11 protein-coding genes and 2 pseudogenes are annotated in these 15,442 nt (G+C 70.8%); 6 read left to right on the top strand and 7 right to left on the bottom strand.

The window, feature by feature from the left end:
* A pseudogene (locus A5704_RS27695) lies at window positions 1–184 on the bottom strand (cutinase family protein); the annotation flags it as partial.
* 290 nt (window positions 185–474) lie between these two features.
* On the opposite strand from A5704_RS27695, the gene A5704_RS14270 reads away from it, so the two are divergent.
* Together A5704_RS14270 and A5704_RS14265 are read left to right on the top strand one after the other, a co-directional pair.
* The gene (locus A5704_RS14270; protein WP_067783160.1) at window positions 475–1,368 is read left to right on the top strand and encodes an SDR family NAD(P)-dependent oxidoreductase; all 894 of its coding nucleotides are present in this window, start codon (window positions 475–477) and stop codon (window positions 1,366–1,368) included.
* Window positions 1,365–2,930 carry an AMP-binding protein gene (locus A5704_RS14265; protein ID WP_067889535.1) on the top strand — a complete coding sequence of 522 codons (1,566 nt, stop codon included), beginning with the start codon at window positions 1,365–1,367 and terminating at the stop codon, window positions 2,928–2,930. The genes A5704_RS14270 and A5704_RS14265 overlap by 4 nt, the downstream gene beginning before the upstream one ends.
* An 11-nt stretch (window positions 2,931–2,941) precedes the next feature.
* On the opposite strand, the gene A5704_RS14260 is transcribed toward A5704_RS14265, so the two are convergent.
* Both A5704_RS14260 and A5704_RS14255 read right to left on the bottom strand, forming a co-directional pair.
* Window positions 2,942–7,765 (bottom strand): cation-translocating P-type ATPase, encoded by a 4,824-nt coding sequence (locus tag A5704_RS14260; protein WP_067889532.1) that lies wholly within the window; start codon window positions 7,763–7,765, stop codon window positions 2,942–2,944.
* 159 nt (window positions 7,766–7,924) lie between these two features.
* Complete coding sequence (locus A5704_RS14255; protein WP_067889529.1) at window positions 7,925–8,878, bottom strand: sigma-70 family RNA polymerase sigma factor; 954 nt, start codon at window positions 8,876–8,878, stop codon at window positions 7,925–7,927.
* A gap of 147 nt (window positions 8,879–9,025) precedes the next feature.
* Between A5704_RS14255 and A5704_RS14250 the strand changes: the two genes are divergently transcribed.
* The gene (locus A5704_RS14250) at window positions 9,026–9,796 is read left to right on the top strand and encodes an SDR family oxidoreductase (RefSeq protein ID WP_067749475.1); all 771 of its coding nucleotides are present in this window, start codon (window positions 9,026–9,028) and stop codon (window positions 9,794–9,796) included.
* A gap of 29 nt (window positions 9,797–9,825) precedes the next feature.
* The gene (locus A5704_RS14245) at window positions 9,826–10,563 is read left to right on the top strand and encodes a DUF899 domain-containing protein (RefSeq protein WP_067749472.1); all 738 of its coding nucleotides are present in this window, start codon (window positions 9,826–9,828) and stop codon (window positions 10,561–10,563) included.
* Window positions 10,564–10,663: 100 nt separating this feature from the next.
* Here A5704_RS14245 and A5704_RS14240 read toward each other — a convergent pair whose 3' ends face one another.
* Together A5704_RS14240 and A5704_RS14235 are read right to left on the bottom strand one after the other, a co-directional pair.
* Window positions 10,664–10,888 carry a hypothetical protein gene (locus A5704_RS14240; RefSeq protein WP_055404709.1) on the bottom strand — a complete coding sequence of 75 codons (225 nt, stop codon included), beginning with the start codon at window positions 10,886–10,888 and terminating at the stop codon, window positions 10,664–10,666.
* 60 nt (window positions 10,889–10,948) lie between these two features.
* On the bottom strand, window positions 10,949–11,308 hold the full coding sequence (locus A5704_RS14235) for a nuclear transport factor 2 family protein (RefSeq protein WP_067749470.1): 360 nt from the start codon (window positions 11,306–11,308) through the stop codon (window positions 10,949–10,951).
* Window positions 11,309–11,408: 100 nt separating this feature from the next.
* Between A5704_RS14235 and A5704_RS14230 the strand changes: the two genes are divergently transcribed.
* Together A5704_RS14230 and A5704_RS14225 are read left to right on the top strand one after the other, a co-directional pair.
* Window positions 11,409–12,272: a rhomboid family intramembrane serine protease gene (locus A5704_RS14230; RefSeq protein WP_082950097.1), complete on the top strand. Its 864-nt coding sequence runs from the start codon at window positions 11,409–11,411 to the stop codon at window positions 12,270–12,272.
* Window positions 12,269–12,730: an SRPBCC family protein gene (locus tag A5704_RS14225; RefSeq protein ID WP_067889526.1), complete on the top strand. Its 462-nt coding sequence runs from the start codon at window positions 12,269–12,271 to the stop codon at window positions 12,728–12,730. The genes A5704_RS14230 and A5704_RS14225 overlap by 4 nt, the downstream gene beginning before the upstream one ends.
* An 8-nt stretch (window positions 12,731–12,738) precedes the next feature.
* Here A5704_RS14225 and A5704_RS14220 read toward each other — a convergent pair whose 3' ends face one another.
* The gene (locus A5704_RS14220; RefSeq protein WP_067889523.1) at window positions 12,739–14,175 is read right to left on the bottom strand and encodes an aldehyde dehydrogenase family protein; all 1,437 of its coding nucleotides are present in this window, start codon (window positions 14,173–14,175) and stop codon (window positions 12,739–12,741) included.
* Window positions 14,176–14,199: 24 nt separating this feature from the next.
* Window positions 14,200–15,279 (bottom strand): annotated as a pseudogene (locus A5704_RS14215) (thiamine pyrophosphate-dependent enzyme); the annotation flags it as partial.
* Between the last annotated feature and the right edge of the window lie 163 nt (window positions 15,280–15,442).

The following is a 15,442-nucleotide window of genomic DNA, read 5'->3' as shown; positions in this document are numbered from 1 at the left end:
CGAAGGCCTGGCCGGTGGGCCCGACTCCGGGGGCTTCACCGGTGCCGCGGGCGAACACCACCTGCACGTCCGGACATTGGGCGGCGGCGGAAGGGAGGAGGGAGCCGGTGATGGCCGACGCGCTGAGGCCGGACGCGGCTACTACTGCTGGACCGAGAAAACGAGCTATTTGACGTGCGATCATGCCGCAATTGTGCCCAGAGAAGCTTCCCGCTAAACAGGTCAAACCCGGGAAATTACTGCGAATTCACACAACACCGTCCACCCCGCGGTATCCGGGCCGAGATGGCTTGCGCGCGTCGGTCATCCGGCTGCGCGGCGCCCACCGCCCCGGGGCCCGCGCCGGCGAACGGCGCAACGGCGGGGCGAGGCGCACCGGCGAACCGCGATGTGGTCTGCTACCTATGACGAGTCGAGTGCACGGTGAAGCCATCCGCCGATCCTCGACATCCGGCTCGAGTGGATGCAGCGGCGATGTTGAACGTGATAGTGCAGGCCCTCAACAAGGTCACGGACCACGTGGCCAATCCGGCGCGAGTATCGGATCCCGACAGGTTGCGCAGCGCCGTCACTGGTAAGACCGCGCTGGTTACCGGCGCCTCCTACGGGATCGGTGAGGCGACGGCGCGCCGGTTGGCCGCCGGGGGAGCCACCGTGCTGGCGGTCGCCCGGTCCGAGGAGCGCCTGGCCGACCTGGCGGCGTCGATCAACGCCGCCGGCGGACGCGCGATCGCGTACCCGACCGACCTCACCGACGAAGCCGCCGTCAGCGCGCTGACCAAGGAGATCACCGAGGAGCACGGCGCGCTGGACATCGTGGTCAGCAACGCCGGAAAGTCGTTGCGCCGCTCGCTGCATCACCAATACGACCGGCCGCACGACTTTCAGCGCACCATCGACATCAACTATCTCGGGCCCATCCGGCTGCTGCTGGGGCTGCTGCCGGCCATGCGCGAAAGCGGCCGCGGGCACATCGTCAACGTGTCCAGCGTCGGCGTGCGCGTCGTGCCGGGGCCGCAGTGGGGCGCGTACCAGGCGTCGAAAGGCGCCTTCGACCGCTGGCTGCGCAGCGTCGCCCCGGAGCTGCACGCCGACGGCGTCGACGTCACCTCCGTCTACTTCGCGCTGGTGCGCACACGGATGATCGAACCCACGCCCGTCCTGGGCCGGCTCCCGGGCATGTCGGCGGACCAAGCAGCCGACGCGATCGCCAAAGCGGTGATCGAGCGACCGCGCAGCAACGAACCGCCCTGGGTGTTGCCCGCCGAGGTGGCGTCCGTGCTGTTGGCCGGCCCGGCCGAACGCGCCGCCCGGCTGTGGTACCGGCGGTTCTTCTCCGATTCCGGCGGCGCGGAGGCCCGGCGATGAGCAACGAGGGCGTGGTCGGCACCGCGGCGCGGGCGTTGCTGCGATCGCGACTGCTGACGCCGCCGTCGCCCCTGGCGACCCTGCGGGTGCTCCGCGAGGCGCGGCGGGGCGGCACCAACCCGTACACGCTGCTGGCGGTGACGGCGACCCGCTGGCCCAACCGGGCGGCGATCGTCGACGACGATGGCGCTTGGGATTACCGCGAGCTGCGGTCCGCGACCGACTCGCTGGCGCGCCGGTTGTCCCGCGACGGTGTCGGACCCGGCGACGCCGTGGGCGTCATGTGCCGCAATGGACGCGGTTTCATCGCCGGCGTCTTCGCCACCGCAATGGTGGGTGCCGACGTGGTCCTGGTCAATACGGAGTTCCGCAGCGACGCCCTGGCGTCCGCGGTGAGCGCCCACCGGATCACCGCGATGATCGCCGACCACGAGTTCGGCGAGCGGGTCCGCGCCGCCGACGAATCAGTCACCCTGATCGACCCGGCGACGGCCACCACGGAGGAGGGCGACGAGCTTCCCGACGTGGCCGCACCGGGCCGGATCATCCTGCTCACGTCCGGCACCACCGGCACCCCCAAGGGGGTGCCCCGCTCGCCGCAGCTGCGTTCGGCGGTGGGCGTGTGGGTGACGATCCTCGACCGCACCGGCCTGCGCACCGGTTCGCGGATCTCGGTGGCAATGCCCATGTTTCACGGGCTGGGGCTGGGCATGCTGATGCTCACCGTGGCCCTGGGCGGCACGGTGCTCACCCATCGTCACTTCGACGCCGAGGCGGCGCTCGCGCAGGCGTCGCTGCATCGCGCCGACGCGTTCACCGCGGTGCCGGTGGTGCTCGCGCGCATCCTCGCCCTGCCCGACCGGGTGCGTACGCGCAACCCGGTGCCGTACCTGCGGGTCGTGATGTCGAGCGGGGACCGGCTCGACCCCACCCTTGGCCAGCGGTTCATGGACGCCTACGGCGACATCCTCTACAACGGTTACGGTTCCACCGAGGTCGGCATCGGCGCCCTGGCGACACCGGCCGAGTTGCGCGAAGCGCCGGAGACCGTCGGGCGGCCGGTCGCCGGCTGCCCGGTGCGCATCCTCGACAAGAACGGCAGGCCCGTCGGCCCGCGCGTCACCGGCCGCATCTTCGTCGGCGGCGAGCTGGCGAGCGAGGGCTACACCGGCGGCGGGGCCAAGACGGTGATCGACGGCATGACCAGCACCGGCGACATGGGCTACCTCGACAACGAAGGCCGGCTCTACATCGTCGGCCGCGAGGACGACATGATCATCTCCGGCGGCGAGAACGTCTACCCGCGCGCGGTCGAGAACGCGCTCGCCCAGCACCCCGCCATCGCCGACAACGCGGTCATCGGCGTTCCCGACGAGAAATTCGGCCACCGACTGGCCGCGTTCGTGGTCTTGCGGCCGGGCAGCGACACCGATGAGGCGGCACTGCGGGAGTACCTCAAGGGCAAGGTCTCCCGATTCGAGCAGCCCCGCGACATCAACCTCGTGGCCACCATTCCGCGCAATCCGGCCGGCAAGGTCGTGCGCAAGGAGCTGTCCGGCTAGCGGCGAAAGCCTCAGTCCTGCTTCGGTTCCAGCGCGGCCACCCGCTGCGCCAGCCAGTTGGGCGCCAGCACCGAGACGACGGTGGCGCCCGCAGTGGCACTGATGACGCCGGTCCAGGCGACGGGGCCCAACGGTGTGCAGCCGAAGAAGTGGCTGACGCCGGGGGTTTGGACGATGGCTACCAGGACGCCCGCGCTGCCCAGCGCCGTGCCCAGCACCAGCGGGCTGTGGCGGCGCGTCAGCAGGGTCTGCGCGAGCTGGGTGGTCACCAGCGCGGTGAGCCCCATGGTCGAGGTGCGGCGTTCGGTGCCCGGAGTCCAGCGTCCGATGGCCCAGGCCGCCGTCGCACCCGCGGCCGTGACGGCGCCCCGGGTGACGATCTGCCGCATCAGCGGCGCGTCGAGGGAGGGCGAGGGCCCGGAGAGCGTCGCCAGCTGGAACGCGCGATGCAGCTCCTCGGCATCGCGGTCGACGCCGTCCTCGGCCTCTTCGGGCTCGGGGTATTGCGGGGTGACCGCGACCGCGAGCGCGGGGAACATGTCGGTGAGCAGGTTCACCAGCAGCAACTGGCGGGTGCCCACCGGCGCCCTGCCGGTGCCCAGCGCGGTCCCGATGAGGGTGAACAGCACTTCGCCGACGTTGCCGCCGACCAGAATGCTCACCGCGTCGCGTACCCCGCCCCACATCCCGCGGCCCTCGACCAGCGCGTCGAGCAGCACACCCAGATCGTTGTCGGTCAACACGATGTCGGCGGCGCCGCGGGCGGCGGACGAACCGCGACCGCTCACCCCGATGCCCACGTCGGCGATCCGGATGGCGGCCGCGTCGTTGGCCCCGTCGCCGACCATGGCGACCGCCTGCCCGCAGTCCTGCAGCGCCGCGACGATCTGCACCTTCTGCTCGGGGCTGACGCGGGCGAAGACCTGGACGTCGGCGGCGACCTTGGCGCGGTCCTCCTCACCGAAGGCGGCGAGTTCGGCGCCGGTGATCTCCCGCGCGTCCGCGGGCAACCCGAGTTGCCGGGCGATCGCCCGGGCGGTCACCGGGTGGTCGCCGGTGATCAGCACGACCCGCCGGCCCGCCTGCACCAGCGCCTCGATCAGCGGCCGCGCCGACGCGCGGGCCGTGTCGGCCAGGCCGACGTAGCCGATCAGCTCGAGGTCGTGCGCCGCGACGTCCACGGCGTCGACGTCGGTGTCCTCCTCGCTGGTCCCGTGCTCCCACCGGCGCTGGGCCACCGCCAGCACGCGCAGCCCCTGCTCGGCCAGGCGCAACACCAACGACTCCGCGTGGCCGGGGCCGGCGTCCCCATCGGCGAAGCGGCAGCGCGGCAGAACCTCCTCCGGCGCGCCTTTGAGCATCAGCATCGGCCCGCCGTTTCCACCGGTCACGCCGATCGCGGCCGAATACCCGCGGCTGGATTCGAAGGGCACCTCCGCGAGCACGGTCCAATCCGACGCCCATTGCGCGTCAACGGAATTCGCGGCGTTGAGGATCGCCTCGTCGGTGGCGTGCGCGTGGCCGCCCCCATTGTGCGGCTGGGTGCTGCTGCGCGCGGCGGCCCGCAACACCGCGGCGGACTCCGGCGCGCTGACTTCGGGGAATGCGCCGTCCGCGCTCGCGTCGTGCGGGACACCGCGGACGACGCGCAAACGGTTCTCGGTGAGCGTGCCGGTCTTGTCGAAACACACCGTTTCGACCCGGCCCAGGGCCTCGACCGCCCGCGGCGTGCGGACGAGGACGCCGCGGCGCGACAACCGCTGGGCGGCGGCCAGCTGGGCCAGGGTGGCCACCAGGGGCAGCCCCTCGGGGACGGCGGCCACGGCGATGGCCACCCCGTCCGCGACGGCCTGCCGCAGGGATCCCTGATGCAGCAGGGCCAACGCGGTCACCGCGGCACCGCCGGCCAGGGTCAGTGGCAGGACCTTGCTGGTCAACTCCCGCAACCGGGCCTGCACCCCGGCCGCCGACTCGACGTCGGCGATGGCCGAGATCGCGCGCTGCGCGGCGGTGCCCGCACCGGTCGCCACGACGATCGCCCGGGCGTGCCCCGCCACGATGGTGCTGCCCTCGAACAGCATGCTGGCGCGGTCGGAGTCGGCGACGGCGACCGGCTCGACCTGCTTGTCCACCGGCAGCGACTCGCCGGTCAGGAAGGACTCGTCGACCTCGAGGTCCTCGGCCACCAGCAGGCGCGCGTCCGCCGGCACGACCTCCGGGGCGGCCAGGTCGATGATGTCGCCGGGCCGCAGCGATTTCGCGCTCACCGACACCGTCCGCTCGACGGTCCGGGCGGCCTCCAGCCGGCGGTGCGCGGTGGCGACCGTGGGCAACACCACGCGCCGGGCGTACTGGTCCTGCTCGGCGAAGAGCTCGGCGACCGCGGCCTCGGCCCGCAACCGCTGGACGCCACCGGCGACCGCGTTCGCGGTCATCACGCCCGCCACCAGCAGCGCGTCGACGCTGCTGCCGACGATCGCCGAGGCCGCCGCACCCACGGCCAGGATGGGCGTCAGCGGGTCGGCCAGCTCGGCGCGCGTCGCGGTGAGCAGCCGCCCCACGCGGCTCGCCGGCCCGCGCAGCGGCGCGACCACCGGGTTGTAGGACAGGTCGTCGAGGAGCTGCCGCCAGGGCGCGACGCCGGGCTCGACGGCCAGGGGGCGGGTGCGGCTGGCCAGCCGGGAGTAGACGATCTCCGGGTCCAGGGCATGCCACGCGGTCAGCGGCTGGGGTGTCGGGTCGGCCAGCCGAAGCACCCGCGAGGCGGCGAAGCTGCCCTGCATCAGCGCGGCCGCGGCGGCGGCGTTCACCGGGTTGAGCCAGCGCTGCACGGCGAACGGGCTCAGGGTGCGCGGGTCGCCGGTGACCAGCAACAGCCCCGCCAGGGTGCTGCCGCCCTTGGCCAGGCGCACCGCCGACTCCGTCGCCTCCCGGGCCACCGGCAGCGCCGAAAGGATGCGCACCGCGGCGGCCAGGTCCGTGCCGGTGATGATGTCCGCCGTCCAGGGCGTCGCGGCCTGGGGGTCGTCGAGCGCGACGCCGACGTCGGCGATGGCCAACGCGGCCAAGGTGTCGGTCGATGCGAAGTCGCGGTGCAGCGCGGTGATCAGCAGCACCGGCCCGCGATCCGTGCGCAGGTCGCGCACCAACTGCAGCAGTGGCGTGCCCGGGGGGTGGCTGACGGCGACGCTGGCGGTCAGGTCCTCGGTGCCGGCGACGTGGCGCAACACCACCCGTGCACCGGTCCGGTGCGCGATCTGCAGCAGCGGGATGGCGAACGGGTCGACCTCCCAGCCGACGTCGACGCTGCCGACGCGTTCGCCGTCGACCACCAGATCGGCGTGCTCGAGACCCTGCGCGGGCGTCGCCGACGAGCCCTGCGCCCGGACCCACCGCAGGCGCGCGCCCGTGGCAGGCAACTCGTCGGGATCCGGTTCGGGGGCCTCCTCACCGTGCAGCAGCGCGTCGGCGACCTCGTAGACCCGGTCCTCGTCCCATCCGGGTACGTCGCCCCGCGCCTGCAGCACGGCGCGGTTGTCGCCCCGCAGCGCGGCGCCGTCGACGACGACCACCTTGACCCGGTCCAGCCGCCGCAGGGCGCCCGGGTCGAGGAACAGTTGGCCGGCGTTGGCCAGTCCGCGGCCCAACACGGCCGCGAAGGCCTGCCGGCCCGTGTGCGCCGCCCTGGGCACGCCGGCCAGCAGGGCGCCGGCCGCATCCTCGGTGCCGCCGCCGGCCAACAGCGCACCTGCGGCGGCCACCAGCGAGGCGTTGGCGGCTTGGTCGGCGTACTCCTCCACCGGCCCGGCCATCGATCCCTTCGCGGTGTCGATGGCGGCGTCGATGGCACCGCCCACCACCACGTGGGACGCTTCCCCCGCGGCGGCCGCCGCCGAATTATGCCGGGGCGCTTGCGATTTCGGCCCGGCCGACGATATGACGGGGACCACCGGCGCCTGCGGGCGACTGGGCGAGGCCAGCTCCGGTTCGCGTTCCCGCCAGCGCTGGCGATGCGCCGCCGCCTCGGATACCTGCAGGCTGCGTTGCGCCAGATCCAGCAACGGTGTGCCGACCGCCTGCGTCAGCCCGTTGGCCAGCGCGGTGGAGGCGCTGAGCGCGATGTCGGTGCCGACGCGACCCAGCCGCGACTCGAGCACGGCGACGACGCGCGGTTGGTGGTTCAGCAGCGCGGCGGCGGCGCGGGCACTGCGCGGCGCGACCGGGAGCCGGCCCAACCAGCCGGTCACCGCGGCGCCGACGGCCGCCACGTCCATCGCCGCGGCGCTGAACGGGACCAGGATCGCCAACGGGTTTCCCGGATCGGCGAACGGCGCGGTGCGCGGCGCGTCCTTGGACGTGACCAGCCTCAGGTCCGCCGCTACGCCGCAGACCGTGTCCCGGACCCGGTCCAGGACGGCGTCGCCGTCGGCCTCGTTGTCGAATTCGATCACCAACCGACCGAGGGCGCCCTCGACGTGGGCGGAGGCCACTCCCGGAATCCGGCGGACGGGTTCCTCCACCGCCGGCGCGTGCTCATGCCAGCCCGGGAACGGCAGCAACGGATCCAGGTCCAGATGCACCCGCCGCCCGCTCTGCCAGCGAATCGGCGGCGTGACGGCGGGACCGGAACCGTTGGTGGGACCGGTCAATCCGATTGCCCGGCCGGTCGTTTGGGCCATCGACTGCACCACCGGGACGGCCAGTTCGGCGACCGGGCTGGCCAACGTCTGCAGCGCACCCGCGGCGCCCGCCGCGGTGGACACGCCGGCTCGCACCACCTGCGCCGCCCCGTCGGTCATGCCGGCGACGACGCTGGCAACGCCCGGAATCCTCACTCGGTCACCCTTCGATTGCGTCTACCGCGCCTAATGATCCTGGGGCGCAGGGGACCTGTCCACATTTGCCATGGTGGACCCTGCGACCACACCGAGGACTCCGGGGGTTTGGGCCTTCTTTCTCCTGACCGGCGGTGCAGTCGCGTCCCTGCGGACAGGTTACCGGCTGGGCGGAAAACCAAACCTGCTGAACAGGCCGGGGTCCAGGAAGACGGTGATGGTGGCGACCCCGCTGGCGCCGGTTGTGAGGACGTGAATGGAGTGGGCACGCAACGTCCCGTCGGCGCCGCGGCGGTACTCGGCGACGGCGGGTTGCGTGTTGGCGGCCGTCGGGATCATCGCGATCTCGCCGGGCTTGGCGAACGCGCGCGCGGCGAGGAATCTCAACACCGGGTCACGGCCGGTGAACCAGACAGGGAGAGGTGGCATTTCGAGCTTCACGTCCGCTTGCAGCAGCGCGGTGAGGGCGGCCATGTCCGCGTTCTCGAATGCCGCGCAGTAGCGGTCGAGCAGCGCTCGGCGCTCCGCGTCGTCGGGCTCCGAGAGGTTCTCCTCGGTGGGGGAGAGCTCGGCGAGGTGGGCCCGCGCCCGCTGCAGCGAGCTGTTGACCGCGGCGGGTGTCGTTTCGAGGAGCTCGGCAACCTCCGCGGCGCTGAACTGCACCACGTCGCGCAGGATGAGCACCGCGCGTTGGCGGGCGGGCAGCTCTTGCAGCGCGGTCATCACGGCCAGTCGCAGGCTCTGTCGCGCGGCCACGTTGTCCTCGGGGGTGGGGAACATCAGCGAATCGGGGATGGGTTCCAGCCACTCGTGCACGCCGGTCGAGTCGAGTCCGGCGTCGGGGTCGATCGATCCGTCGCCGAGCCCGGCCGGCAGCACCCGGCGCGCGCGGTTCTGCAGCGCCCGCAGGCACGCGGTCGTCGCGATCCGGTAAAGCCAGGTCCGCAGCGCCGCGCGTTCCTCGAATGCCTGGTAGCCACGCCAGCCGTTGAGATAGGTCTCCTGGACGAGGTCCTCGGCGTCATGCACGGACCCGAGCATGCGGTAACAGTGCGCGATCAGCTCGGCGCGAAAGGGCGCCGCCTGCGCGATGAAGTCCTCCTGGGCCGGCACGGCCCCTCCTGTCTCGGCTGGGTTCGAACGCTACTCCAGTACAGAGACACCGGCCGGCTCGAATTCATCGGCGCACCGGCGATGAATTCGGGCGCCGCGCCGCATCTCAATTGGTGAATGCACCTTCCGTTGAGAGCGAGGACGAACATGAACGAGCCCCTGACATTCCCATCGGGTGGCCTGGCCGGCACCACGGCGATCGTGACCGGGGCGAGCCGCGGATTCGGCCGCGCCATCGCGGGCGCCCTGGCGGCGGCCGGCGCCGAGGTGATCGGCGTCGCGCGCGGCGTTTCCGGTCTCGAGGACGCGCGCCGCGGGCTCGGCGACGCCTTCATCCCGGTGGCCGCCGACGCCGCCGATCCCGCGACGGCGCAGCGGCTCATCGACGAATACCGGCCGCGCACACTGGTTCTCTGCGCCGGGGCCGCGCCTCACATGAGCCCGCTGCAGGAGCAGAGCTGGGACAGCTTCAGCCAGAACTGGAATGTCGATGTCGCGCAGGCGTTTCACTGGACCCGATACGCGCTGCGGCACCCGCTCGCACCCGGCAGCTCGGTGATCGTCATGTCCAGCGGCGCCGCCCTCGCCGGGTCACCACTGAGCGGAGGCTACGCGGGGGCGAAGGCGGCGGTCAGGTTCATCGCCGGCTACGCCGCCATCGAGTCGCAGTTGGCCGGCCTGGGCATCCGCTTCGTGTCCGTGCTGCCGCGGTTGACGCCGGCGACCGACCTGGGCGCCAAGGCAGTCGCGGCGTACGCCGATCGGCAAGGGGTCGACGTCGAGTCGTTCGTGCGGGCCGCCGGGCCGGCGCTCACCGCCGAGCAGGTGGGCCGCTCGGTCCTGGCCATCGCGACCGAGGACTCCGGGACGCAGGATGCGTACCTGCTCTCTTCTGCAGGCCTGTCGGCGGTGGCATGAGGGCACGAAACCTTAAGGAGGACAACGACATGCATACACCCGCTATCGTGTCGGCCCGGGATTGGGCCGCGGCGCGCGAAGAGCTGCTGGCGAAAGAGAAGGAAGTGATGCGGGCCCGCGACGCCCTGGCGGCGGCGCGCCGGCGGATGCCGTGGCTGGCCGTCGAGCGGGAGTACGCGTTCGACGGACCCGAGGGCCGGGTCGACCTGCTGGGCTTGTTCGCTGGACGGCGCCAGCTGATCGTGTACCGCGCGTTCTTCGAGCCGGGCGTGGACGGCTGGCCCGGCCACGCGTGCCGCGGCTGCTCGATGATCGCCGACCACGTGGGGCACCTCGCCCACCTGAACGCCCGCGACACGACCCTGGTGTTCGCTTCCCGGGCGCCACAAGTCGACATCGCGCGGCTGAAGGCCCGGATGGGGTGGCAGATGCCGTGGTACACGATCACCGACGGCTTCGACGCCGACTTCGGCGTGGACGAATGGCACGGCACGAACGCGTTCATCCACGACGGGGGCCGCGTGTTCCGTACCTACTTCATCAACAACCGCGGTGATGAGGCGCTGGGCAACACCTGGAGCTACCTCGACATGACCGCGCTCGGGCGCCAGGAGAACTGGGAGGACTCGCCGGCCGGGTATCCGCAGACGGCGCCCTACGAGTGGTGGGAATGGCACGACGCCTACGGCGAGCGCGCGCCGGCGCGGTGGTTCGGCGATCCCGATCCGGACAATCCCAGCGACCCGCGTCCGGCGCGCGGCCGCTAAATGCGGCCGACCGCTATTTGCGTTTCTCGCCCGAATAAACACGAATGCGCGGTAGCCGTCCAACGGCTACTCGCGCAATATTCGGCTGGGTAAATTAGGGCTATAAGATTCGGTGGTTCGCCCTGTTGACGTGGTATCCGGCCGGGAAGGACTTCTCGATGACCTGCAGCTGGTGGTCCACCCTGGATTCAAGCTCGAGGACCACGCAGCTGTCGCCGACGGCCTTCGATTCGAGGACTATGTACCGCTGGCCGCAATCCATGATCGGATCACCTGAGTGCAATGTTTCGACGGGCACCAATTCCGGGGTTCCGTTTGATTCCACCCATCACACGGTAGGTCAAATTCGCGGGTGAGGGAATAGTTTGCTCGCCGCACGGGCGATTCACTGCGCGCCGGGCTGCTTGAAGAACACGCTGACATGAGAGATCAGCCCGTCATCGCCGCGCTCGAAGAGTAGGCATTCGGGCCACCGCTTGGCGGCGCCGTCGATGACGAACGACTCCGTCAACTCCACGTACGACAGGCGACTGTCGACATGCGAGACCCGCTGCACCTCCAGCCGATGGCCGTCCAGGTTGGTCAGCACCTTGCGCAGGTAGGCGACGTAGTGCTGCTTGCCCTCGACGACATCGCAGAACGGCCCCTCGCGGATCAGCCCCTCGTCGGCGATCGTTGCGGCGAGCCCGTCCCAGTCGTGTGCGGCCAGGCACTCCAGGTAGCGTTCGACCACTCCGGTGCTCATGTCGACTCCACGCAGAAAACATTAGGCGCAATGGGGTGGGCGGAAAACAGCTTTGCTAAAGCGCTGCGCCCGGCCCGCCGGCGCGGGCGAGAATAGGGCGATGAGCGCACCCAGCCCACCGGATTCGCCGCCCGCGGCGCCGAGTTGCTATCGGCATCCGGGACGCCCGACGTACGTCCGTTGCAACCGCTGCGAGCGCTACATCTGCGGCGACTGCATGCGCAGCGCCGCCGTCGGTCAGCAGTGCGTGGAGTGCGTCCGGGCCGGGGCGCGGACGGTCCGGCAGCCCCGCACCCGATTCGGCGGACGGCAGCGCTCGGCCCCGGTGCTCACCTATGCCCTGATCGGGATCAACGTGGCGGCCTTCGTGCTGCAGATGGCGTCGGGGAACTTGGAGAAGCAGCTCGCGCTGTGGCCGCCGGCCGTCGCCGACGGCCAGTTCTACCGCCTGGTCACATCGGCGTTCCTGCACTACGGCGCCACGCACCTGCTGTTCAACATGTGGGCGCTGTATGTGGTGGGCCCGCCGCTCGAAATGTGGCTGGGCCGACTGCGTTTCGGCGCGCTGTACGCGCTGAGCGGGCTGGGCGGCTCGGTGCTGGTCTATTTGGTGTCACCGCTCGACACGGCGACGGCAGGCGCCTCGGGTGCGATCTTCGGCCTGTTCGGCGCCACCTTCGTGGTGGGTAAGCGGTTGGCCTTCGACGTCCGCTGGGTGGTGGCGGTGATCGCGATCAACCTCGTCTTCACGTTCCTGGTGCCGTTGTTCAGCGCGCAACGCATCAGCTGGCAGGCGCACGTGGGCGGGCTGGTCACCGGTGCGCTGGTCGCCGCGGCCTACGTCTACCCGCCACGGGAGCGGCGCAACACGATTCAGGCCGCGGTCACCCTCGTCGTGCTGGTGGCATTCGCCGTGCTGATCTGGTGGCGCACGGGTCAGCTCCTCTTGGAGTTCTCCGCATGAGCTGGTGGGTTGCCCACTCCGAGCACACGCTGACGGAGGAAGTGCCCGCGCCCCCGGGCGAGGTTCGCGACTTCTATGTGGATTTGAACAACATCAAGCTGGTGCACCCGCTGATCGTGTCCGTGGAGATGTTGTCGCGCAGCGAAACCCCGGCCGGGGTCGCGCTCAGCTACCGGGTGCGGGACCGGATTCCGTTGGGGCCGTTCACGATGACCATCACCTACCGGGCACGTTTGCAGGTGCCGGAGGAGGGCGACGTGCTGACCGAGGCGGACCAGTCGCTGGGGGTGCGGCTGCGCGGCCGGGTGAGTTTCGAGCCCACCGCGTCGGGCACGCGCGTCACCGAGCGGATACGGATCGCCGCGCCCCGGCCGCTGGCCGCGATGACCGCTCGCGAAGCCGTGCAGGCGCATATCGCGATGCTGGCCGGTATCCGTCGCCGCTTTGAGACAGGCTGATCGGCGCGCTACTGGCGGCCCTTCTCTGGCGCGTAGCCCAAGATGCTCTTGATCTCCAGGTACTCGTGAAACCCGAACTCGCTCCACTCCCGCCCGTTCCCGCTGTGCTTGTAGCCGCCGAATGGCGCACTCATGTCGAACGCGTGGTTGATGGTCACCCAACCGGCCCGGATTCGGCGCGCCACCGCGCGGGCCTTGTCGAGATCGGCCGCCGAAACATAGCCCGCGAGGCCGTAATCGGTGTCGTTGGCGATATCGACGGCCTGGTCCAGGTCTTCGTAGCCGAGCACGCACAGCACCGGCCCGAAGATCTCCTCCCGTGCGATCGCCATGTCGTTGGTGACGTTCGCGAAGACGGTCGGCCGGACGTAGTAGCCGGTGGTCAGCCCGTCGGGTCGGCCCGGCCCGCCGGCGACGACGGTCGCGCCCCCGTCGATGCCGCTCTGGATGAGGCGTTGCACTTTGTCGAACTGCGCCTTGGATGCCACGGGCCCGATCGCGGTCTTGTCGCCGGGGTCGCCCACCTTCACCCGCCCGGCGGTCTCGCGCGCGATGCCGATGGCCTCGTCCATGCGTGAGTTCGGAACGAGCATGCGCGAGGGCGCATTACAACTCTGTCCGGAGTTCGGCATCATGTTGGCGACGCCGGCCCGCACGCTGTCGGCGAAGCCCGCGTCGTCGAGGACGATGTTCGGGCTCTTGCCGCCCAACTCCTGGGTCACCCGCTTGACCGTCGGGGCGGCGGTCTTCGCCACCTCGATCCCCGCGCGGGTCGACCCGGTGAACGACACCATGTCGATGCCCGGATGGCCCGCAATCGCCATGCCCACGCCGGGGCCGTCACCGTTCACCAGGTTGAACACCCCGGCCGGCACGCCTGCGGCATCGAGGATCTCGGCGAAGATGTAGGCCGAAAACGGCGCCACCTCAGAGGGTTTCAGGATCATGGTGCAGCCTGTCGCCAACGCCGGATATACCTTGACGGCGATCTGATTGAGCGGCCAGTTCCAGGGCGTGATCAGCCCGCAGACGCCGATCGGCTCCCTGGCGATCAGCGCCGCCCCGTGCTGTTCTTCGAAGGGGAAGTTCTTCAACACGTCGATCGCCGTGACCAAGTGACCGATCCCGAGTTGCACTTGTGGGCCCGCGGCCAACGACGGCGGCGCGCCGATTTCCTCGGTCACCGCGTCGGCGAGCTCGCCCGCGCGCCGCTGGTATTCGGCGAGGATGCCCTCCAGCAGCTCCAGCCGCTGCTCGCGGCTGCTCTGCGACCAGTCGGCGAAGGCTCGCCGGGCCGCGCTCACCGCCGCGTCCACATCCGCGGACGACCCGAGTGAGATCCTTCCGCACACGTCTTCGGTCGCCGGGTTCTCGACGTCAAAGGTGTTGGGCTGGACCGGGTCGACCCAATGGCCGTCGATGTAGAACTTCAGGTAATCGCGCATGGCTCCTCCTTCGGGATCCTTGAACTATTGGGTGCCTTCGGCGTACCAGGTACGGAACTCGTCGTACTTGGGCATCTCCTCGGAGTTCGCCTTCGGGTCGATGCAGACGTGGACGACTGCGGTCTTGCCGCTCGCGTACGCTCGCTCGATCGCCGGCCCGATCTCCTCTTCCTTCTCGACGTACTCGCCGTGGCAACCGAAGCCCTCGGCGACCTTGTCGAGACGGACGTCCTTGCTCCAGTGCACCCCGGGCTGCGGCGACGGCTGGGCGAAGGTGCGCTTGTAGACGCCGACTTCGAGGCCCCACTGGTGGTCGACACCGACCACGCACACGAGTGGGAGCCGTAGCCGCGCGGCCGTTTCCAATTCGGCGATGTGGAAAAGGAACGCCGAATCGCTGGTCACCAGCATCACCGGGCGCTTGCCGCCCTCGGCGACCGAGGCCCCGACCGCGTACGGCAAACCGGTGCCGAGATGGCCGAAGTTCTGGTTCCAGATGACGTCTCGCGGCTTGGCCTGCGAGTAGGTCCAGCCGAAAATGACTGTCGCCCCGCCGTCGCGGACCATGATGCCGTCCTTCGGGAACGCCCGGGTGGCCTCGACGACGAAGCGTGCCGGGTGCACCGGCGTCCGTCCCGTCGGCGCGTTCTCCGCGAGCTGCGCCAACTCCGCCGCGTCCTCGGCGATCCAGCGGTCGAGGTCGGCGGACGCCCTTCTCGGCGTGCCGCGAAGTGCCTCCACCAGCTGAGGCACCACGCCGCGAAGGTCGCCGACCAGGGGGACGTCGATCGGACGGTTGACCCCGATGGCCACCGGGTCCTGTTCGACCAGAACCCATTTGCGGTTTGCGTCGTTGGGCGCCCAGTGGCGGGTCCTGCCGTAATGACTCGGCTCACCGAGCTCCGTGCCGAGCGCGACGCACAGATCGGAATTCACCACCGCCTCGACGGCCGCCGGCGAGAATCCGTACGCGAACGTGCGGTCCTCGAGCCCGTCGATGAACGACGTGCCACCGGAGGTCTGGATCACCGGGCAGGCCATGAGGTCGGCCAGCTCCCGGACCGTCGCACCCGTGCGCGACGTGTGGACCCCGTGCCCCACCGGTATCGACTCGTCAACCAGACCGCGGGTGAGCGCGAGGTGGCCGAAGCGGCCAAGCTGATCCGGGCGGCCCAGAGCCCGATCTTGTTGGTGGGGCACGGGGTCCACACGTCGCGCACGGGTGCGACGGTCCGGGAGCTGGCCGACCTCATGGCCTGCCCGGTGA

It is taken from the genome of Mycobacterium sp. E735, from assembly GCF_001666955.1.
Lineage (GTDB): Bacteria > Actinomycetota > Actinomycetes > Mycobacteriales > Mycobacteriaceae > Mycobacterium.
The sequence above is the reverse complement of the archived record's forward strand: the minus strand, read 5'-3'. Positions and strand labels throughout refer to the sequence as shown.

Excerpts from the sequence above, each read along its gene's own strand:
- A5704_RS14220 (WP_067889523.1), bottom strand. The coding sequence starts at position 14,175 with ATGCGCGATTACCTGAAGTTCTACATCGACGGCCATTGGGTCGACCCG.
- A5704_RS14250 (WP_067749475.1), top strand. The coding sequence starts at position 9,026 with ATGAACGAGCCCCTGACATTCCCATCGGGTGGCCTGGCCGGCACCACG.
- A5704_RS14270 (WP_067783160.1), top strand. The coding sequence starts at position 475 with ATGTTGAACGTGATAGTGCAGGCCCTCAACAAGGTCACGGACCACGTG.
- A5704_RS14245 (WP_067749472.1), top strand. The coding sequence starts at position 9,826 with ATGCATACACCCGCTATCGTGTCGGCCCGGGATTGGGCCGCGGCGCGC.
- A5704_RS14225 (WP_067889526.1), top strand. The coding sequence starts at position 12,269 with ATGAGCTGGTGGGTTGCCCACTCCGAGCACACGCTGACGGAGGAAGTG.
- A5704_RS14235 (WP_067749470.1), bottom strand. The coding sequence starts at position 11,308 with ATGAGCACCGGAGTGGTCGAACGCTACCTGGAGTGCCTGGCCGCACAC.
- A5704_RS14265 (WP_067889535.1), top strand. The coding sequence starts at position 1,365 with ATGAGCAACGAGGGCGTGGTCGGCACCGCGGCGCGGGCGTTGCTGCGA.
- A5704_RS14230 (WP_082950097.1), top strand. The coding sequence starts at position 11,409 with ATGAGCGCACCCAGCCCACCGGATTCGCCGCCCGCGGCGCCGAGTTGC.